We start from the raw sequence: 18608 nt of genomic DNA, 5'->3' as shown, positions 1-18608 counted from the left end.
GCAGTCCCTGCGCGCCGAGTTCGGGCCGCGGGACGTGCGGGTCACCAACGTCGAGCCGGGTCTGACGGACACCGAACTCGGCACGCACATCGACGTGCGGCTGTCCCTGGGATGAATCGCGATGTTCATCGCCCCGGAACGCAGAACCGCCAGACGCTCCTCAAGGACCTCTTCGAGTTCCTCACGGGTGCGCCGCTCCATCAGCATGTCCCAGTGGGTACGCGCGGGCTTGGCCTTCTTCTCTTCAGGGCCGTCGCCGTCCACGAGGAGTGCCTGGGCCCCGCAGACCTTGCACTCCCACTCCGGCGGGATCTCCGCCTCGACCGAGAAGGGCATCTCGAACCGGTGCCCCTTCTCGCATGCGTACTCCACGGCCTGGCGCGGGGCCAGGTCGATACCGCGGTCCGTCTCGTAGCTGGTCACTACGAGGCGCGTACCGCGAAGAGCTCGCTCACTCATGAATCGTGCCTCCCGGGCTTGTCGCCCACAGGACAGGTGTCGCTGTCGTCGTCATCCGGTCAACGTCCGGTCGGCGGTAAAGATTCCCGTTCCGGGTCATGCGTCGCCGTCGTAGCCGCCCCTTGTTGTACCCACCAGCGCCCGGTTTGTCACATCTGCTAGCAGATGTCACCCAGCGTTTCTGCATCTTTGACGCGCAGTAACGGTACGCCTGGCAGGCCAAACGCGTACACTACCGCCCTTCTGCGTTGAACGCTAAATCTTCTGCGGAACCGGGTTGCCGGCCTCGCCGATCGCCTGCCGCACCGGCACCCGCGCGAGCAGCGCGAACCCGATGACGAAGAAGGCCACCAGCGAGATGATCGCCGAGCGGTAGCTCCCGGTCAGCTGGTAGGTGATCCCGAACAACAGCGGTCCCAGCCAGCTCATCCCCCGATCGCTCATCTCGTACGCCGCGAAGTACTCGGCTTCTTTTCCGGGCGGTACGAGATGGGAGAACAGGGAGCGGGACAGGGCCTGGCTGCCGCCGAGGACGAGACCGATGCCGGCCGCGAGGGCGAAGAACCACACGGGTGCTTCGGCAGGCAGGAAGTACCCGGCCGCCAGCGTCACCGTCCACGCCACCAGCGACCCCAGGATCGTGCGTTTCGCCCCGTACGTCCTGGCCAGCCGCCCCATCGTCAGCGCGCCCGCCACGGCCAGCACCTGCACCATCAGGACGGCGCCGATGAGCGTCGACTGGCCGAGCCCGAGCTCCTCGGAGCCGTAGACCGACGCCTGGGAGATCACGGTCTGGATGCCGTCGTTGTAGATGAGGTACGCCAGCAGGAAGGAGAGCGTCAGCGGATGACGGCGCATGTCCCGGGCGGTCGCCGCGAGTTGACGCAGCCCCGGCGCCGTCGCCTTGGCCGTCCGGCCGCCCCGGTCGCGCAGCCGCCGCAGCGGTACGAGGGTGAAGGCGCCCCACCACAGGCCCGCCCCGGCCAGGCAGATGCGGACCGCCTCGGTCTCGGAGAGGCCGAAGGAGTCGTGCGCGGAGTAGAGGACCAGGTTGACGATCAGTACCAGTGAGCCCGACGCGTAGCCGAAGGCCCAGCCCCGGGAGGAGATGGTGTCGCGTTCCTCGGGCGGGGCGATCTGGGGGAGGTAGGAGTTGTAGAGCATCAGGGCGACGGACTGGGCGGCGTTCGCGACGATCAGCAGCAGCCCGCCGAGCAGATAGCGGTCGCCGTCCAGGAAGAACATGCCCGTCGTCGCCACGGCCCCGGTGTACGCGGCCGCGCCGAGCAGCTGCTTCTTGCGGCCGGTGCGGTCGGCCACGCTGCCCACCAGGGGCATCAGCACGACCGCGAGGATCACCGACAGGGAGACCGAGTAGGCGAAGAAGGAGCCCGCCCGGACCGGGATGCCGAGCGGGTGCACGTAGCCGCCGGCGTCCGCGGCGTGGTCGGCGACCGACGTGAGGTACGGGCCGAGGAACACGGTGAGGACGCTCGTCGAGTAGACCGAGCACGCCCAGTCGTAGAAGTACCAGCCGCGCTGTTCGCGCCGCAGCTCGGTGGCCTCGTCCAAGACCCCCGTCCGCACGGTTTCGGTGCCCACCCGTGCCCTTGCCCTTCCCGCAGCAGTACCGCCCGCGCGCCTCAGAACCAGACGCCGCGCTTCTGCATGACCTCACGCAACGTGTCGATGTGATCGGTCATGATGCCATCGACACCCAGGTCCAGGAGCCGGTTCATCCGCTCGGGTTCGTTGATGGTCCAGACGTGGACGTGCAGCCCGCGCGCGTGGGCGGCCCGCACGAAGCGCCGGTCGACCACCGGGACCCCCGACTGCGACTCGGGCACCTGCGCGGCCACCGCCGACCGGCGCACCGACGCGGGCAGCCCCCATGAGCGCAGCCGCAGCCCGACCACACCACGGGTGCCGAACGAGGTGGCGAGGCGCGGCCCGGCCAGCCGCTGGGCCCGCAGCACCCGTGCCTCCGAGAACGAGCCGACGCAGACCCGGTTGTAGGAGTCCGTCTTCTCGATCAGGTCGAGGAGCGGCCGAAGAGCGGGCTCCGCCTTGGCGTCCACGTTCCAGCGGACGTCCGGGAACTCCTCGAGCAGCTCCTCGAAGAGGGGGAGCGGCTCGCGGCCCGCCACGCGCGCGTGCCGTACGTCCTCCCACGGCAGGTCGGCGATCCGGCCGGCCCCGTCGGTGACCCGGTCCAGGGTGTCGTCGTGGAAGGCGACGAGCCTGCCGTCCGCCGTGGCGTGCACATCGGTCTCGATGTACCGGTAGCCGAGTTCGACCGCGCGCCGGAACTGCGCCACGGTGTTCTCCAGGCCGTCCGCAGCCCCGCCCCGATGGGCGAAGGCGATGGGGCCGGGGTGGTCCAGGTACGGGTGGCGTGTCAGCGTGCTCACGGACGAAGTATGGCGCGCTCGGGTGACCCCGTGGCAACGACCGTGCTGCGGCCGGATGCCGCCGGGACGGCGAACACCTTCAGGAACAGCTGTGCGAGCGGGCCGATGGACACGGCGTAGAGCAGCGTGCCGACGCCGATGGTCCCGCCGAGCGCGAACCCGGTGACGACCACCGCGACCTCGATCGCCGTACGGATGAGCCGGATCGATCGGCCGGTTCGCCGGTGCAGCCCCGTCATCAGACCGTCCCGGGGCCCGGCCCCGAAGCTTGCCGCGATGTACAGGCCGGTCGCCGCCCCGTTGAGCACGATGCCGGCCGCCATCAGCGGAATCCGCACGGCGAACGCGTGCGCGTCGGGGAGGACGGCGAGCGCGGCGTTCATGGCGAGGCCGATGACGAAGACGTTGGAGACCGTGCCGAGGCCCGGTCGCTGGCGCAGCGGGATCCACAGGAGCAGCACGACCGCCCCCACGACGATCGACACCGTGCCGATGCTCAGCCCGGTGTGCCCGGCGAGCCCTTGGTGCAGCACGCCCCAGGGCTCGAGCCCGAGGCCCGCCTCGACGAGCAGCGCGGAACTGACGCCGTACAGCGTGAGCCCCGCGTAGAGCTGGACCAACCGTCGCCCGAGACGGCCTTGCGTGGACAAGAGATACCCCCTGAGGGAAAAGGTGCCGGTGGAAAAGGTGGACTGACCCATGTCACTCTGTGGCTTGGATGAGAAAGCCATCCATGGCCAATTCGGGGAAGGTGGACTGATTCGTATGGCGCAGTGGACCTCGGCGGTGGGGCCCGCACAGCTCGCCCGGCTGCTCAACTCGCAGCAGGACCGCCCGGCCGGCCCCGGCACCCGACGGCCGCCCGCCTACCGCGCGCTCGCCGACGGCATCCGGCTGCTGGTCCTGGAGGGCCGCGTTCCGGTCGCCGCCCGGCTGCCCGCCGAACGCGAACTGGCCCTCGCCCTGTCCGTCAGCCGTACGACGGTGGCGGCGGCGTACGAGGCGCTGCGCGCCGAGGGCTTCCTGGAGTCCCGCCGGGGCGCGGGTAGCTGGACCGCGGTCCCGGCGGGCAACCCGCTCCCGGCCCGCGGCCTGGAACCCCTGCCCCCCGAGGCGCTCGGCTCGGTGATCGACCTGGGCTGCGCCGCGCTGCCGGCCCCCGAGCCGTGGCTGACCCGCGCGGTGCAGGGCGCCCTGGAGGAACTTCCGCCGTACGCCCACACCCACGGCGACTACCCGGCCGGACTCCCCGTCCTCCGCGCGATGATCGCCGAGCGCTACACGGCACGCGGGATCCCCACCATGCCCGAACAGATCATGGTCACGACCGGTGCGATGGGCGCGATCGACGCGATCTGCCACCTCTTCGGCGGCCGTGGCGAGCGCATCGCCGTCGAGTCGCCGTCGTACGCGAACATCCTCCAGCTGATGCGGGAGGCGGGCGCCCGTCTGGTGCCGGTGGCGATGGCCGAGGGGCTGGGCGGCTGGGACGTGGACCGCTGGCGCCAGGTCCTGCGGGAGGCGGCGCCTCGCATCGCGTACGTGGTCGCCGACTTCCACAACCCCACCGGCGCGCTCGCCGACGACGACCAGCGGCGCCGGCTGGTGGACGCGGCCCGCTCGGCGGGCACGGTGCTGGTCGCCGACGAGACGATGAGCGAGCTGTGGCTGGACGACGACGTGGAGATGCCCCGCCCGGTGTGCGGCTTCGACCCGGCGGGCTCCACCGTCGTCACCGTCGGCTCGGCCAGCAAGGCGTTCTGGGCGGGCATGCGCATCGGCTGGGTCCGGGCGGCTCCCGACGTGATCCGCAGCCTGGTCGCCGCGCGGGCCTACGCCGACCTGGGCACGCCGGTGCTGGAGCAGCTGGCGGTGAACTGGCTGTTCAGCACCGGAGGCTGGGCCCAGGCCGTCGACCTGCGCCGGGCCCAGGCCCGGGAGAACCGGGATGCCCTGGTGACGGCGGTCCGGCGGGAGCTGCCGACGTGGGAATTCGAGGTGCCGAAGGGCGGCCTGACGCTCTGGGTCCGGGCGGGGGGCCTGTCCGGCTCCCGGCTGGCGGAGGCGGGGGAGCGGGTCGGGGTACGCGTCCCGTCCGGTCCGCGGTTCGGGGTCGACGGGGCCTTCGAGGGCTATGTGCGCCTCCCGTTCACCGTCGGGGGAGCGGTGGCGGAGGAGGCGGCGGTGCGGCTGGCGGCGGCGGCGCGGTTGGTGGAGTCGGGGGCGAGCGGGGGGAACGGCGAGGCGCCGCGAACGTTTGTGGCGTAACGGTGGGGTAGTGCTTCGGCTGCGGGTGGGTGGGGGTTGCTCGCGCAGTTCCTCCCCCAGCCTTCGGCCGGGGGTACCCCCAGCGCCCCTGACGGGGCGCTTCCCAGCCGTGTCCCACATGGCTGCGGGCAAGTCGTGCCTCCCCCAGTGCCTCAAGGGCCTGGGAGGTGCCCCCAGGGCGGCACGGGTGGGCGATGGGGGTGTCCCCCCGCTCGAGCGAAGCCGAGAGTGGGGGAGGCACCCTGCCAGCGCTGGTAAGCGTCCCCCCTCAGCTCTCAGCGACCGCAGCCTCCAAAGGCACCGCCTGCTCCACCACCTCACTCCTCGGCGGCAGCAAAGCCAGTACCGCCTCCCGGTCCACCTCGCTCGTCGCGTCGTCGTACGGATCCGGAGTCGCCGGCACCTGAAGCCGCAGCACCGGCCCGTGCCCCAGCCGTGCGTATCCCCGCCCCGGCGGCACCTGAGCCAACGGCGTCGTGTGCGGCGGAGCGCCCAGCGCCGCCGCCAGTTCGTCCGGCAGCGCCGGTCCCAGCACGACACGCGCGCGTGCGTGCTGTCGTACCGCCTCGCTCAACACGTCCGCGCTGTCGAGCTGTTCGGCGACCACCACGGTCACGTTGGCCGCCCGGCCGTGCCGGAGGGGGGTCTGGAGGAGGGCCTGCGGGTCCTGGTGGCCGTCCGCCGAGGCAAGGTGGACGAAGGCGCTCGGGCGGTCGAGGAGGATCCACAGGGGTCGCCGGCAGTCGTCCGGCGGCGGGTGGCCCGCCTGGCGCGCGCGGCTGAGCGCGATGAGCCGCCGCTCCGTCTCGTTCGCCGCCCACTCCAGGCTGGCCAGTGCCCCGGCGAGCCCGCACTCCACCGCGAGGACCCCGTCCCGGCCGGCGAGGCACATGTACTCGCCGGTGCCGCCGCCCTCCACGATGAGGACGTCGCCGTACTGGAGGGCCTGGAGGGCGATGGAGCGCAGCAGGGTCGAGGTACCGCTGCCGGGGCGGCCGATGACCAGCAGGTGCGGTTCGGTGGAGCGGGCGCCGGTGCGCCAGACGACCGGCGGTACGTCACGCTGCTCGTCGCCGTACGCGAGCGGAAGCGTGCGCTGGACCTCGCTGGGGTCGGTGAACCCGAGGACTGTCTCGCCCGGTGCGGTGACGAAGCGCTGGGCGGCGATGTCGGTGGGCAGCGGGGCGAGGACGGTCACCGTGAGCCGGTTGCCCTCCTCGTCCCACGCGAAGTGGTACTCGCGGCCTCGTCCGGACTTCGCGGTGAGCAGGTTCTCGATCCGTGCGCGGGCTTCGGGCTCGCCGTCCGGGAAGTACGCGGGGTAGCGGAGCAGCAGCTGACCGAGGCGGCCCGCGTCGTCGAACTCGTGGGCGAGGAAGGCCTTCTCCCACTCCCCGCCGTATGCGTACAGCGGCGCCGGGTCCTCGGCGGCCGAGAGGTACGGCACCAGGGCCTCGTACAGGGACTGGAGCCGCTGGGTCTGCGACTCGTCGGGGCCCTCCGGCTGGGACGGGGCGCGGTCACGGCCCTGCCAGGCGCTCGCCGCCATCAGGGTGATGACGGCGAGCAGCGGCCCGTACGGCACCAGCGCCACGACCAGGACGACCGAGGCCACCAGGAACAGCAGTGGCCCACGCTTGTCCTTGGGTGTCTCCGCCCATCTGCGCCGCCCGGCCGAGGCCAGCCGGCTCAGCCCGCGGGTCACGGTGATGAGGGGGTGGAGGACGTCGGTGGCGCTGTCGGCGGCCGTCCGGGCCAGCTCCCGGCTCCGGGCGAGTTGCGCGCCGCCGTTGCTCAGAATGCGGGGGAGAGGGCGCCGGGCCACTGCTGTCTCCTCACGGTGCGTACGGGCGGGTGGGGCATCAGAACTTGATGCCGCCGAGCAGGCTCGCCAGGCTCTCGCCGCCTGCCTTGATGCTCGGTGCGATGGCCGTGCTGGCGAGATAGAAGCCGAAGAGCGCCGAGACCGTGGCGTGCGACGGCTTCAGCCCGTCCTTGCGGAAGAAGAGGAAGACGACGATGCCGAGCACGATGACGCCTGAGATGGAGAGGATCATTTGAGATCTCCTGGTGTCGAAGAGGGGACAGTCACCATGAGTTCTTCCAGGATCACAGCAGGTATCCATATTATTAAAGGTGTAAATGGGTGAAACTTGGCTTATTTCACCCGTTTGGTGGATCATTCCTGCTCCGTGTCGGCCGGATTGCTCGCCGTCCGGCGCGGGAATGTGATCGTTCGGCGGGGTTGCGGTGATCTTTACCTCGGGCAGATCCGGTCATGTGCACCCTGAGCCAGTACGCTGGCGATTCACTCGTACGGCTCCGCGGCCCGCCCGTTGCCGTACGCTCCCCCCGTCCGCGATAGTCCCCGCAGCACACAGGAGAGGCGGTCCGGCCGATGAGCGAAGCCCCCGACCCCGAGGTCGTGGAGCTGGCGACCAAGATCTTCGATCTGGCCCGGCAGGGGCGGACCGACGAGCTCGTGGCGTACCTCGACGCGGGCGTCCCGGCCAACCTCACCAACGACCGCGGCGACTCCCTCGTGATGCTCGCCGCCTATCACGGCCACGCCGCGGCGGTGCGTGAGCTGCTCGCCCGGGGCGCCGAGGCGGACCGGGTCAACGACCGCGGTCAGACGCCACTCGCCGGAGCGGTCTTCAAGGGCGAGACGGACGTGGTCAAGGTGCTGGTGGAGTCCGGCGCGGACCCGGCGGCGGGCACTCCGTCGGCCGTCGACACCGCACGGATGTTCGGCAAGACGGAGGTTCTGGAACTGTTCGGTACCTCCTGACCCATCTGTTCTGACCAGCTAAAACACACAAAACGGGGGAGGCGGTACAGGGCCGCCGAAATTTCGGTCGCGGCAGGTCGAAGTGCCGAGTCATCATGACGTCGTGATTCACGGACGCGATGGCTGGGCAGGTGTTGCCGCACCGCGCGGGCCGTGATGCGGCCCGCATGGGCCACTGACGAGAGGCAGAGAGAAATGGTCTACAGCAAGCAAGAGACGGCGGGCGCTCCGACGTTGTGTCACGCGGCCAGGTAGTGCGTGTTCTCCGGTTGCGTCGACGCTTGATGTGAGGCTGTTTCCCATGTTCGATCCGGTCATAGCGCCCAGCGGTACGCTGCTCGGCCTGCTTCAGCGGGGCCGTGGCGACGGCACGCTGCACGCGCTCACCGCCCCGCGCGCCGAAGCGCTCGCGGCGCTGAACCACTGTGTACTCCACGACCCCCGCCACGACTGGCAGGTGGAGAACCGCTCCCTGTACTACGCCCGGCTCTACGTCGACCTGCACGGCGAGCTGGACGCCATCGCGGCGCACCTCTTCGAGCCCGAGGACGTCCTCGACACCGAGGAGTCCCGCACCGGCCTCGCGCTGGCCGTGCTCGGGCACCTCGCTTCCTACGGCAGGCGGGACGCGCTCGAACTGCTGCGCCGGTACGCCGCGACCGGCTCCAACTGGGCCTGGGCCCTGGACGAGCTGGCGCTGCGCGACGACGACGCGGGCCTGCGCGCCCTCGCCGCCCCGGTGCTGGCGCGTTTCACCACGGACGCCGAGGGCGAGGCCGAGCTGGCCGCCGCCGTACGGGACGCGTTCGAGCCACGGCCCTGGCGGCTGTGGGCCGATGATCCCCGCGAACCGATCGCCACACGCGTGCGTGCCGCGCAGGAAACCGGCTGTTTCGACCGCTGGCAGCGCCAGATGCGACCTACCGGGCCCCGTCCGGGGTGGAGCGTGCGGGCCGTCTTCGAATGGGCCCAGCAGGGCGTCGAGCGGGGCGCGGCCCTCCATGTGCCGGCCGCCCGCTGCCTGGTCGCCGTCGCCGGCCCCGAGGACCGGCCGGAGATTCTCCAGGCCGCCAAGGACGGCACCGACGGAGCCCGCTGCACCGCCCTGCGCTACCTCGCCGACAGCAACGACCCCGACGCGCTGAACCTGATCGAGGCCGCCGTTACCGACGGCACCGCTACCGTCGTGGAGGCAGCTGTCGACGCCTTCGAACGCATGCGCAGTATCGCCGCCGTCGACCGCGCGCGCGGCTGGGCCCGCAGGCCGGACGCCCTCGGCGCCGCCGCCGGGCGGATGCTGGCCTGCCGGGGCGGGACAAAGGACAGCGAACTGGTCCTCGCCGCGCTGCGGGAGGCCGTACGCGGCGAAGGCCCCGACGCGCCGACGCTGTGGACGCTCGTCGACGGCACCGGACGCCTCGGCATCGTCTGCGCCGCCCCCGTCCTGCGTCACGTCTACCGCGAGACCGCCTCGTCCCACCTGCGCGGCCGCGCCGCCCGCGCCCTGGCCGCCACGGATCCCTCCTTCGCCACCGGCTTCGCCGTCGAGTGCCTGTGGGACTGCGAGGAGACCACCCGCGAAATTGCCGCCCGGCACGCCGAGACCGGTGACGCCCGGGTCGTCGAACAGCTCCGGCGGCTCGCCGCCGACCCCGCCGAGGAGGCGGAGGTGCAGACGGCCGTACGCAGCCGTATCGGACCGGACACGGCCGCCATGTGACATATCACTGCAACGGACAACTGCTTCACCACGGGAAGCACGGGAACCACGGGGGATCCCGTACACGTTCCATATCCGGACGACTGCCCGTTAGGTGAACAACCGGTGACCGTCGGGTCAGTCGGGTGTGGACGCCGGGTGGCCCGCTCGGGTGTGCAGGGCAACGCTCATGGGACGTTTAACAATCGGAAAGATCCACTTTGGCGCGGCCACGTCCAGCGCGGCGACAACACCGGTATGCGTGTCGTCATCGTGACCGAATCCTTTCCCCCCGATGTGAACGGCGTGGCCCACTGCGCGCTCCAGACCGCCCGACACCTCGTCGATCGCGGTCACGCTCCCCTCGTCGTCGCTCCGGCCCCCGCCCCCGGAAACAGGCTCGCCGCGGCTGCCGCGCCCTGCCCTGTCGTCCACGTCCCCTCCCTTCCGCTCCCGGGCTATCCCCAGGTCCGCGTGGCTCTCCCCAGTCGCAAGCTCGCCGCCGCGCTGATCGAGCACCGCCCCGACGTGGTGCACCTGGCCAGCCCCTTCATCCTCGGCGTCCGCGGCATGGCCGCAGCCGCCCGGCTCGGCATCCCGGCCGTCGCCGTCTACCAGACCGACCTGGCCGGATACGCCCGCACCTACGTGGGTGCCGGCGAGGCGGCCGCCTGGCGGCGGATCCGCTCCGTGCACGGCGCCGCCGACCGCACCCTCGCCCCGTCCACCGCCTCGATCAGCGACCTGGAGGCACACGGGGTGCCCCGGATCCAGCTGTGGCAGCGCGGCGTGGACACCGTCCGCTTCCGTCCCGAGTTCCGCGACGAGGCCCTGCGCCGCGAGATCGCCCCGAACGGCGAGGTCATCGTCGGCTACGTCGGCCGCCTGGCGCCCGAGAAGCAGGTCGAACTCCTCGCCGGGGTCTGCGGCCTGGAGGGTGTGAAGGTCGTGATCGTGGGCGACGGGCCCGCCCAGGCCCACCTCACCGAGGCGCTGCCCGGCGCGGTCTTCCTCGGCCGCCGCACCGGTGACGACCTCGCCCGGATCTTCGCCTCGTTCGACGTCTTCGCCCACACCGGCCCCTTCGAGACGTTCTGCCAGACCGTCCAGGAGGCCATGGCCAGCGGCGTCCCGGTCGTCGCGCCCGCCGTCGGCGGCCCGATCGACCTGGTCGACCACGGCCGCACCGGGTTCCTGGTCCCGCCGCGCGACGCCGGTGCCGTACGGGAGGCCGTGGCCTCCCTCGTCGCCGACGCCGGACTGCGGGCCGCGTTCGGACAGGCCGCGCGCACCACGGTCGAGGGCCGCACCTGGGCCGCGGTCGGCGACCAGCTGATCGGCCACTACGAGGACGTGCTCGCGGCGCGCCGACCGGTGGTGGCGGCATGAGCGTCACCTCGCCAGGCCCCCTGCGCATCGTCCGGCTGGCCAACTTCGTCGCCCCCGCCTCCGGTGGTCTGCGCACCGCCCTGCGCGAGCTCGGCAAGGGCTTCGTGGCGGCCGGGCACGAGTCGGTCCTGATCGTGCCGGGCGAGCGCTACTCGGACCGGGACGAGGAGCAGGGCCGGGTCATCACGCTGCCCGGCCCGCTGCTGCCCGGCACCGGCGGCTACCGCGTCCTCGTCGACAAGAAGCGGGTGCAGAGCCTCCTGGAGCACCTCGCCCCGGACCGGCTGGAGGTGTCCGACCGCACCACCCTGCGCTGGACCGGCCGCTGGGCCCGGCGCGCCCGGATCCCCGCCGTGATGGTCTCCCACGAGACCGCCGACGGGGTCCTGCGCACCTGGGGCATGTCCGAGAACATGTCCCGGCGCACCGCCGACGCGCTCAACATCCGTACGGCGCACACGTACGCGCGCGTGGTGTGCACCACCGAGTTCGCCGAGCGCGAGTTCATCCGCATCGGTGCGCGCAACGTCGTGCGCGCCCCGCTGGGCGTCGACCTGATAGGCCGCCACCCCTCGCTGCGCGACCTCGACCTGCGGGCCCGGTACGCGCGCGAGGACGAGGCACTGCTGGTCATGTGTTCCCGGCTGTCCGTGGAGAAGCGGCCCGGCACCGCCATCGACGCCGTCGAGGCGCTGGTACGGCGCGGGCGCCGGGTGATCCTGGTGGTGGCCGGCGACGGGCCGCTGCGGGAGCGTCTGGAGCAGCGGGTGCGGGAGCGCAGGCTGCCGGTGACCTTCCTGGGGCATGTCTCCGACCGGGACAGCCTGGGCGCACTGCAGGCGTCCGCCGACGTCGCCCTGGCGCCGGGACCCGCGGAGACGTTCGGGCTGGCCGCCCTGGAGGCCATGGCCTGCGGGACGCCGGTGGTCGCCAGTGCCTCCTCCGCGCTGCCCGAGGTGATCGGTTCCGCCGGGGCCACCGCGGCCGACCGCGGCGAGGCGTTCGCCGACGCCGTGGAGATGCTCCTGGAGCGGCCCGGCGCCGAGCGCCGGGAAACGGCACGCGCGCGTGCGGAGTGCTTCGGCTGGGGAACGGCCGTGGAGGCGTTCCTCGCCGCGCACGACGCGCCGGTACTGTCCCGTCGTGACGAGAACGGAGCGACGGCACCGGTCCGTCGTGTCGTGCCGGAGGGCGTGGCATGAGAGCGGTTCGTTTCGTGGCGCTCGGGGACTCGCTGACCGAGGGCGTGGGCGACCCCGCCGGCGACGGGTGGCGCGGCTGGGCCGCGCTGCTGGCCGGCGGACTCGCCGCGAAGGAGGTGGAGTTCACCAACCTCGCGGTGAGCGGGGCACAGACCCGGGACGTGCTGGAACGCCAGACCCCGGCCGCACTGGAACTGCGTCCCGACGTCGTCGCCGTCGTCATAGGCGTCAACGACACCCTGCGCTGCACCTTCGACATCCACGCGGTGGCCGAGCGGCTCGACAAGGTCTACGCGGCCCTGACCGCGCAGGGCGCGACCCTGCTCACGGCGTGCCTGCCCGACCCCGGTGCGATGTGGGGACTCCCGGGCGCCCTGGCCCGCCCGCTGGCCCGCCGGGGGCGTGCGGTCAACGCGGTGGTGCACGCCCTGTCCGAGCGGTACGGGGCCGTCCACCTGCACGCGTCGGAGGGCGCTTGGCTCACCGACCGCGAGATGTGGAGCGCGGACCGGCTGCACCCGTGCGAGCGCGGGCACCGGCAGCTCGCCGTTCGCTTCCACGCCCTGCTCGCCCCGCTGGGCATGGCGACGGGGACGGCGCCGTCCCCCGAGCCCGAGTTCCCGCCGCCGACGAAGAAGGCGAGTCTCTTCTGGCTGGCCACGGCCGGCACCGCCTGGGTGATCAGGCGCTGCCGCGACCTGCTGCCCCAGCTGCTGCGGCTGGCCGTCGACGAGATGCGGCACCGCCGCAGGGGCACCAGCGCCCGCCTGGACCTGAGCGCGTCCGCCGCGGTCTCCGCCGCGCTGGCCGCACTCCAGCCGCCTGAGCGGCCCGCCGACGCCGCGTGAGGACGAAGAGGTCACACGGACGACGGCACCGGGCGAGAGCGCCGCGGCGGTTCAGCGACGGCGTACGGCCACGAAACGGACCGGGATGCCCGGGACCGCCTGGGCCGCCGCCGGGAGGTCGGCGGCGCGGACCACCGCGATCACCGGATAGCCGCCGGTGGTCGGATGGTCGGCCAGGAACACCACCGGACGGCCGTCCGGCGGCACCTGCACGGCGCCGAGAACCATGCCCTCGCTGGGGAGTTCACCGGTACGGGCCCGCTCCAGGGCGGGCCCTTCCGTGCGCAGCCCGATGCGGTTGCTCGCCGACGACACGCGGTACGCGCGCGAGGTGAACGCCCGGACGGCCTCCGGCGTGAACCAGCCGGCCCGCGGGCCGAGCGTCACCCGCAGCACGAGTTCCGCCGGCGGCGACGGCTGCGGTACGACGTCCACGCGTGCGTGCGGTCCCACGGGTGTGCCCAGCGGCAGCACCGTGCCGTCCGTCAGCGGAGCGGGGCCGAGTCCGGAGAGCAGGTCCGTGGCCCGGCTGCCCAGCACCGGCTCCACGGCGATGCCACCGGAGACGGCCACGTAACTCCGTACGCCGGAGCGGGCCGTTCCCACTTCCAGCAAGTCCCCGGCCGGCACCACGACCGGCGCGCCCCAGGCCGCCGGGCGCCCGCCCACCGTGACGGGGCACGGCGCGCCGCCGACCGCCACCACGACCGTGGAGCGCGGCCGCACGGCACACCCGTTGAGCGTCGTCTCCAGCACGGCCGCGTCCGGTGCGTTCCCGGCCAGCCGGTTGACGAGCGCCGCGGCGGGTGCGTCCAGCGCCCCGGAGCGGGGCACCCCCAGATGCGCGTGTCCGGGCCGCCCCCGGTCCTGCACCGTGGTCAGCGCACCGGCCCGTACGACGACGAGCGCGCGGTCGGTCATACGTCCCCCACCGGCACGAACCGCACGCGCGTCCCCGGCGCCAGCAGCGCGGCCGGCACGCGCGCGTGGTCCCAGAGCACCGCGTCCGTCGCGCCGATCAGCTGCCAGCCGCCCGGCGAGGACCGCGGGTACACACCGGTGTACGGCCCGGCCAGCGCCACCGCGCCCGCGGGCACGGCGGTGCGCGGGGTGGCACGGCGCGGCACGTCGTAGCGGGCCGGGAGTCCGGTGAGGTAGCCGAAGCCGGGCGCGAAGCCGCAGAAGGCGACCGTGAACTCGGTGCCCGCGTGGATGCGGGCCACCTCCCGCTCGGGAACCCTCCAGTGGGCGGCGACCTCGGCGAGATCCGGGCCGTCGTAGCGCACGGGCAACTCGATCGCCGCACGCGTGCGTGGCGGAGCGGGCGGGACCTCGGCGGCGGCCAGTTCGGCGGCCCGGCGGGCCGGGTCGTCGAGGCCGTCGAGCAGGACCGTGCGGGCGGCGGGCACGATCTCGCGGACCGACAGCGAGCCCTCCGCGCGGCGGCGCAGCAACTCGGCGTGCAGGGCCTGGGCCTGCGCGTCGGAACCGACCTCGACGAGGAGGGCGTCGTCGCCGACCAGGTGGACCGTCAGGGGCGTGACCGGCTGCGGGCTCGTGCTCACCCTCGTGCTCCCGCCCACGTTCATGCTCATGCTCATGCGAAGGCCGCCACGGTCACGCCCGCCGCCGCGAGCCGCGCACGCACCCTGCGGGCCAGCTCCACGGCGCCCGGGGTGTCGCCGTGCAGGCAGAGTGAGCGGGCGCGCACGGTGATGCGCGCGCCGGAGTGCGAGACGACCGCACCGGAGCGTGCGAGTTCCACCGAGCGCTCCACGACCGCCTCCGGGTCGCTCACCACCGCGCCCTCGTGCCCGCGCGGGACGAGCGTCCCTTCGTCGGTGTACGCGCGGTCCGCGAACGCCTCCGTGACCGCCGGCAGCCCCGCCTTGCCCGCCAGCGCGAGCAGCCGGGAACCGGGCAGCCCGAGCACGGGCAGCGAGGCGTCCGCGAGGAGCACGCCGTCGACCACCGCGGCGGCCTGCTCCTCGTCGTGCACGACCCGGTTGTAGAGCGCGCCGTGCGGCTTCACGTACGCCACGCGCGCGCCGGCGGCCCGGGCGAAGACCTCTAGGGCGCCGATCTGGTAGGCCACCTCGGCCGCCAGCTCGGCGGGCGGCACGTCCATCGCGCGCCGCCCGAACCCCGCCAGGTCCCGGTAGGACACCTGGGCGCCGATCGTCACGCCGCGCCCGGCCGCCAGCTCGCACACCCGCCGCATGGTGGCCGCGTCCCCCGCGTGGAAGCCGCAGGCCACATTCGCGCTGGTCACGACGGACAGCAGCTGCTCGTCGTCGGTGAGCCGCCAGCGGCCGAAGCCCTCGCCGAGGTCGGCGTTCAGGTCGATCGAGGTCATGGATGCGCTGTCTCTCCTGTCAGGCCACGCGGTACTGCTCGTCGCGGGCGTCGCTGATGAACATCTGGCCCGGCGCGTGCGTGATGGCGAACGGCGGCCGGGAGGCCGTCACCGCCGCCTGCGGAGTCACCCCACAGGCCCAGAACACCGGGATGTCGTCCGGGTCGGCGTCCACCGGGTCGCCGAAGTCGGGCCGGCCGAGGTCGGCGATGCCGAGTGCGGAGGGATCGCCGCAGTGCACGGGGCCGCCGTGCACCGCCGGGAGCAGACTGCTCTCCCGGATCGCGGCCGACAGATGCTGCGGCGGGACCGGGCGCATGGACACCACCATCGGCCCGCGCAGCCGACCCGCAGGACGGCACGGCCGGCTGGTCACGTACATGGGCACGTTCCGGCCCTGCTCGACATGGCGGATCGGCACCCCGGCACCGGCCAGCGCCCACTCGAACGTGAAGCTGCACCCGAGCAGGAACGACACCAGGTCGTCGCGCCAGTACGCGCGTACGTCCGTCGGCTCGTCCACCAACTCCCCGTCCCGCCACACGCGGTAGCGCGGCAGGTCGGTGCGCAGGTCCGCGCCCTGAGCGAGTTCGGTGCCGGTCGCACCGGCGTCGGTGACGTCGAGCACCGGACAGGGCTTCGGATTGCGCTGGCAGAACAGCAGCATGTCGTACGCCCAGTCGGCCGGCACCGAGATCAGGTTGGCCTGCGTGTGCCCGGCCGCGACCCCGGCCGTGGGACCCGTGAGGCCCTCCCGGAAGCGGGCCCGGGCACTTCTCGGGCTCCACGCGTGCGCGTGCTCGTCGACGAGGGTGACGGGACGGTCTTCCGTGGCCAGGGTGAGAACGTGATCTTCCGTACGGTTCACGCCAGTTCCTTCCCGCGCGTCTCCGGCAGTCCGAACAGGGCCACGGCGGCGAGCGCGTAACCGGCCGCGCCGAAGACCAGCGCGCCGCCCACGCCCCAGCTGTCGGCCAGGAAGCCCACCAGGGTCGGGAAGACCGCGCCCACCGCGCGGCCCGCGTTGTACGTGAAGCCCTGGCCGGTGCCGCGCACCGCCGTCGGGTACAGCTCGCTCAGGTACGAACCGAAGCCGCTGAAGATCGCCGACATGCAGAAGCCGAGCGGGAAACCGAGCACCAGGAGCAGCGTGTTGGCGCCGCCCGGGATGTTCGCGTACGCCAGCACGCAGACCGCCGACAGCACCGCGAACAGCCAGATGTTGCGACGCCGGCCCAGCCGGTCGGTGAGGTAGCCGCCGGTCAGATAGCCGAGGAAGGCTCCCGAGATCAGGAAGGTGAGGTAGCCGCCGGTACCGACGACCGACAGACCGCGCTCGGTCTTGAGATACGTCGGGATCCAGGTGGCCAGCGTGTAGTAGCCGCCCTGCACACCCGTTGACAACAGGCCCGCGAAGACCGTGGTGCGCAGCAGTCCGGGCGCTTCGGCCGTGCCCGGCCGGAAGATGGTGAGGAACGAGCCGCGCTGCGGGCTCTGTTCGCGTACCGCGACCGCCTGCGGGGCGTCGTGCACCCGGCGGCGCAGCCACACCACGAGGAGCGCGGGCAGTGCGCCGGTCCAGAACATCACCCGCCAGGCCAGGTCGTCGCCGGCGAACGAGAAGACCAGCGTGTACACGATCGCGGCGAGGGCCCAGCCGACGGCCCAGGAACTCTGGACCGCGCCCAGCGTACGGCCGCGGTGGCGGGCGCTCGTGTACTCGGCGACCAGGATCGCGCCGACCGCCCACTCGCCGCCGAAACCGAGGCCCTGCAGCGCTCGGAACACCAGCAGGGTCTCGTAGTTGGGCGCGAAGCCGCAGGCCACCGTGAACACCGCGTAGGTGACCACCGTGATCATCAGCGCGCGGACCCGGCCGACACGGTCCGCGAACACGCCCGCCGCGGCACCGCCGACCGCGGAGACCACCAGGGTGACGGTGGTGAACAGGCCGGTCTGGCCGCTGTCCAGGCCGAAGTACGCCGCGAGCGCGACCATGCTCAGCGGCAGGGTGAAGTAGTCGTACGAATCCAGGGCATATCCGCCGAAAGCACCGGCGAACGCGCGCCGGCCGCGCGGACCGAGGGCGCGCAGCCAGCCGAACGCGCCGTCCTCGGCGGTGCGTTCACCCCTGCCCGGATGCGCGTCGGAGGACAGGGCCTGCGGTGGAGGAGTTGTGCTCATGGGCACCTCGCAGATGAGGGACGGAGGGTGCGGGGACTGAGCGGTGCGGGGCCGTGCCAGGGGCCGTGTCGACGGCCGTACCAAGGTGAGCGTGATGAGCACCGTAGGGGATCGTTCAACGATCCTTCAATACCCACGTTGTTTCGTTCCTGTGTCTGCGGTTGAATTCCGGGCATGGCAGAGCAGCTGACGGGACTGGCCGACGACCGCGCCCTCCTCGGGCGGACCAGCACCGCGGAACGGGTCTCCGACATCCTCAGGAGCCGTATCGCCGAGGGTTACTTCCCGCCAGGCACCCGCCTGTCCGAGGACGGCATCGGCGGCGCGCTCGGTGTCTCCCGCAACACCCTGCGCGAGGCGTTCCGGCTGCTCACCCACGAGCGCCTGCTGGTCCACGAACTCAACCGGGGCGTCTTCGTCCGGGTCCTGACCGTCGAGGACGTCGAGGACATCTACCGCACCCGCACCCTCGTCGAGTGCGCGGTGGTACGCGGTCTCGGCGAGCCGCCGTACGCCCTGGAGAGCCTGTCGGCGGCGGTCGACGAGGGGCAGTCGGCGGCCACCGCGGATGACTGGAAAGCAGTGGGTACGGCCAATATCCACTTCCACCGGGAACTGGTCGCCCTGGCCGGCAGCGAACGCACCGACGAACTGATGCGCAGCGTCTTCGCGGAACTCCGCCTCGCCTTCCACGTGGTCGACGACCCCCATGCCCTGCACGAGCCGTACCTGGCCCGAAACCGCGAGATCCTGGAGTCGCTCCAGGGCGGTGACAGGCGCGGGGCGGAGCGCCTGCTCGAGACCTACCTCACGGACTCCCTGGACCGAGTGGTGGAGGTCTACCGACGCCGAGTGGACAGCGCCCCGTAAAGCGCCCCTTCAGGGGCGCTGGGGGTACCCCCGGCCGAAGGCTGGGGGAGGAACTGCGCGACCGGCCCCCACCGGCCCGCACTCTGACAACCGGCCTGCAGTACCCGGCCCCACCGGCGGAGCCACCCGCG

18 protein-coding genes and 2 pseudogenes are annotated in these 18608 nt (G+C 72.6%); 8 read left to right on the top strand and 12 right to left on the bottom strand.

Features of this window, described 5'->3' with window-relative positions:
* A pseudogene (locus ABT137_RS46895) lies at positions 1 to 94 on the top strand (short-chain dehydrogenase); the annotation flags it as partial.
* Here the strand turns inward: ABT137_RS46895 and ABT137_RS46890 are convergent.
* The 4 genes and pseudogenes from ABT137_RS46890 to yczE form a co-directional block, all read right to left on the bottom strand.
* Positions 91 to 459, bottom strand: a pseudogene (locus tag ABT137_RS46890) (RNA polymerase-binding protein RbpA); the annotation flags it as partial. The pseudogenes ABT137_RS46895 and ABT137_RS46890 sit on opposite strands and share 4 nt — an antisense overlap.
* A 255-nt stretch (positions 460 to 714) precedes the next feature.
* On the bottom strand, positions 715 to 2061 hold the full coding sequence (locus ABT137_RS46885) for an MFS transporter (RefSeq protein ID WP_351719242.1): 1347 nt from the start codon (positions 2059 to 2061) through the stop codon (positions 715 to 717).
* Between the two features lie 41 nt (positions 2062 to 2102).
* Complete coding sequence (locus ABT137_RS46880; RefSeq protein ID WP_351719241.1) at positions 2103 to 2870, bottom strand: glycerophosphodiester phosphodiesterase family protein; 768 nt, start codon at positions 2868 to 2870, stop codon at positions 2103 to 2105.
* The gene (gene yczE / locus ABT137_RS46875) at positions 2867 to 3520 is read right to left on the bottom strand and encodes a membrane protein YczE (protein ID WP_502984697.1); all 654 of its coding nucleotides are present in this window, start codon (positions 3518 to 3520) and stop codon (positions 2867 to 2869) included. Before yczE ends, ABT137_RS46880 begins: the two co-directional genes overlap by 4 nt.
* A gap of 115 nt (positions 3521 to 3635) precedes the next feature.
* On the opposite strand from yczE, the gene ABT137_RS46870 reads away from it, so the two are divergent.
* Positions 3636 to 5138, top strand: a complete 1503-nt coding sequence (locus ABT137_RS46870; RefSeq protein ID WP_351719238.1) for an SCO1417 family PLP biosynthesis transcription factor — start codon at positions 3636 to 3638, stop codon at positions 5136 to 5138.
* A gap of 268 nt (positions 5139 to 5406) precedes the next feature.
* Here the strand turns inward: ABT137_RS46870 and ABT137_RS46865 are convergent, their stop codons facing one another.
* Entirely contained in the window at positions 5407 to 6963 is a 1557-nt protein-coding gene (locus ABT137_RS46865; RefSeq protein WP_351719235.1) for a hypothetical protein, read from the bottom strand.
* Positions 6964 to 7000: 37 nt separating this feature from the next.
* Positions 7001 to 7195 carry a hypothetical protein gene (locus tag ABT137_RS46860; protein WP_189268091.1) on the bottom strand — a complete coding sequence of 65 codons (195 nt, stop codon included), beginning with the start codon at positions 7193 to 7195 and terminating at the stop codon, positions 7001 to 7003.
* A 341-nt stretch (positions 7196 to 7536) separates the two neighbouring features.
* Between ABT137_RS46860 and ABT137_RS46855 the strand changes: the two genes are divergently transcribed.
* Together ABT137_RS46855 and ABT137_RS46850 are read left to right on the top strand one after the other, a co-directional pair.
* Complete coding sequence (locus ABT137_RS46855; protein WP_351719233.1) at positions 7537 to 7929, top strand: ankyrin repeat domain-containing protein; 393 nt, start codon at positions 7537 to 7539, stop codon at positions 7927 to 7929.
* A 301-nt stretch (positions 7930 to 8230) separates the two neighbouring features.
* Positions 8231 to 9649 carry a HEAT repeat domain-containing protein gene (locus ABT137_RS46850; protein WP_351719231.1) on the top strand — a complete coding sequence of 473 codons (1419 nt, stop codon included), beginning with the start codon at positions 8231 to 8233 and terminating at the stop codon, positions 9647 to 9649.
* A 117-nt stretch (positions 9650 to 9766) separates the two neighbouring features.
* Here ABT137_RS46850 and ABT137_RS46845 read toward each other — a convergent pair whose 3' ends face one another.
* On the bottom strand, positions 9767 to 9985 hold the full coding sequence (locus ABT137_RS46845) for a hypothetical protein (protein ID WP_351719247.1): 219 nt from the start codon (positions 9983 to 9985) through the stop codon (positions 9767 to 9769).
* On the opposite strand from ABT137_RS46845, the gene ABT137_RS46840 reads away from it, so the two are divergent.
* Genes ABT137_RS46840 through ABT137_RS46830 form a run of 3 tightly spaced genes read left to right on the top strand, consistent with a single transcriptional unit; the run spans position 9887 to position 13067 of the window.
* Complete coding sequence (locus ABT137_RS46840; RefSeq protein ID WP_351719228.1) at positions 9887 to 11017, top strand: glycosyltransferase family 4 protein; 1131 nt, start codon at positions 9887 to 9889, stop codon at positions 11015 to 11017. The genes ABT137_RS46845 and ABT137_RS46840 overlap by 99 nt on opposite strands.
* On the top strand, positions 11014 to 12219 hold the full coding sequence (locus ABT137_RS46835) for a glycosyltransferase (protein WP_351719226.1): 1206 nt from the start codon (positions 11014 to 11016) through the stop codon (positions 12217 to 12219). Before ABT137_RS46840 ends, ABT137_RS46835 begins: the two co-directional genes overlap by 4 nt.
* Complete coding sequence (locus ABT137_RS46830) at positions 12216 to 13067, top strand: SGNH/GDSL hydrolase family protein (protein ID WP_351719224.1); 852 nt, start codon at positions 12216 to 12218, stop codon at positions 13065 to 13067. The genes ABT137_RS46835 and ABT137_RS46830 overlap by 4 nt, the downstream gene beginning before the upstream one ends.
* Positions 13068 to 13118: 51 nt before the next feature.
* Here the strand turns inward: ABT137_RS46830 and ABT137_RS46825 are convergent, their stop codons facing one another.
* The 5 genes from ABT137_RS46825 to ABT137_RS46805 form a co-directional block, all read right to left on the bottom strand.
* On the bottom strand, positions 13119 to 13988 hold the full coding sequence (locus tag ABT137_RS46825; RefSeq protein WP_351719222.1) for a 5-oxoprolinase subunit C family protein: 870 nt from the start codon (positions 13986 to 13988) through the stop codon (positions 13119 to 13121).
* Positions 13985 to 14602: a 5-oxoprolinase subunit B family protein gene (locus ABT137_RS46820; RefSeq protein WP_351719245.1), complete on the bottom strand. Its 618-nt coding sequence runs from the start codon at positions 14600 to 14602 to the stop codon at positions 13985 to 13987. The genes ABT137_RS46825 and ABT137_RS46820 overlap by 4 nt, the downstream gene beginning before the upstream one ends.
* A gap of 62 nt (positions 14603 to 14664) precedes the next feature.
* Positions 14665 to 15423: a LamB/YcsF family protein gene (locus ABT137_RS46815; protein ID WP_351719220.1), complete on the bottom strand. Its 759-nt coding sequence runs from the start codon at positions 15421 to 15423 to the stop codon at positions 14665 to 14667.
* A gap of 19 nt (positions 15424 to 15442) precedes the next feature.
* Entirely contained in the window at positions 15443 to 16291 is an 849-nt protein-coding gene (locus tag ABT137_RS46810; RefSeq protein WP_351719218.1) for a putative hydro-lyase, read from the bottom strand.
* Positions 16288 to 17607: an MFS transporter gene (locus ABT137_RS46805; protein ID WP_351719216.1), complete on the bottom strand. Its 1320-nt coding sequence runs from the start codon at positions 17605 to 17607 to the stop codon at positions 16288 to 16290. The genes ABT137_RS46810 and ABT137_RS46805 overlap by 4 nt, the downstream gene beginning before the upstream one ends.
* A gap of 174 nt (positions 17608 to 17781) precedes the next feature.
* Between ABT137_RS46805 and ABT137_RS46800 the strand changes: the two genes are divergently transcribed.
* Positions 17782 to 18477: a GntR family transcriptional regulator gene (locus ABT137_RS46800; protein WP_351719214.1), complete on the top strand. Its 696-nt coding sequence runs from the start codon at positions 17782 to 17784 to the stop codon at positions 18475 to 18477.
* The last annotated feature ends 131 nt before the right edge of the window (positions 18478 to 18608 follow it).

The organism is Streptomyces sp. NPDC001980, from assembly GCF_040296885.1.
In the GTDB taxonomy this organism is placed as follows: domain Bacteria; phylum Actinomycetota; class Actinomycetes; order Streptomycetales; family Streptomycetaceae; genus Streptomyces.
Note: the sequence above shows the minus strand (reverse complement) of the source record. Positions and strands in the feature narration are given on the sequence as shown.

Coding starts and splice junctions, on each gene's coding strand:
- ABT137_RS46825 (WP_351719222.1), bottom strand. CDS start 13,988: ATGACCGACCGCGCGCTCGTCGTCGTACGGGCCGGTGCGCTGACCACG.
- ABT137_RS46850 (WP_351719231.1), top strand. CDS start 8,231: ATGTTCGATCCGGTCATAGCGCCCAGCGGTACGCTGCTCGGCCTGCTT.
- ABT137_RS46815 (WP_351719220.1), bottom strand. CDS start 15,423: ATGACCTCGATCGACCTGAACGCCGACCTCGGCGAGGGCTTCGGCCGC.
- ABT137_RS46855 (WP_351719233.1), top strand. CDS start 7,537: ATGAGCGAAGCCCCCGACCCCGAGGTCGTGGAGCTGGCGACCAAGATC.
- ABT137_RS46835 (WP_351719226.1), top strand. CDS start 11,014: ATGAGCGTCACCTCGCCAGGCCCCCTGCGCATCGTCCGGCTGGCCAAC.
- ABT137_RS46830 (WP_351719224.1), top strand. CDS start 12,216: ATGAGAGCGGTTCGTTTCGTGGCGCTCGGGGACTCGCTGACCGAGGGC.
- ABT137_RS46800 (WP_351719214.1), top strand. CDS start 17,782: ATGGCAGAGCAGCTGACGGGACTGGCCGACGACCGCGCCCTCCTCGGG.
- ABT137_RS46860 (WP_189268091.1), bottom strand. CDS start 7,195: ATGATCCTCTCCATCTCAGGCGTCATCGTGCTCGGCATCGTCGTCTTC.
- ABT137_RS46805 (WP_351719216.1), bottom strand. CDS start 17,607: ATGAGCACAACTCCTCCACCGCAGGCCCTGTCCTCCGACGCGCATCCG.
- ABT137_RS46870 (WP_351719238.1), top strand. CDS start 3,636: ATGGCGCAGTGGACCTCGGCGGTGGGGCCCGCACAGCTCGCCCGGCTG.
- ABT137_RS46840 (WP_351719228.1), top strand. CDS start 9,887: ATGCGTGTCGTCATCGTGACCGAATCCTTTCCCCCCGATGTGAACGGC.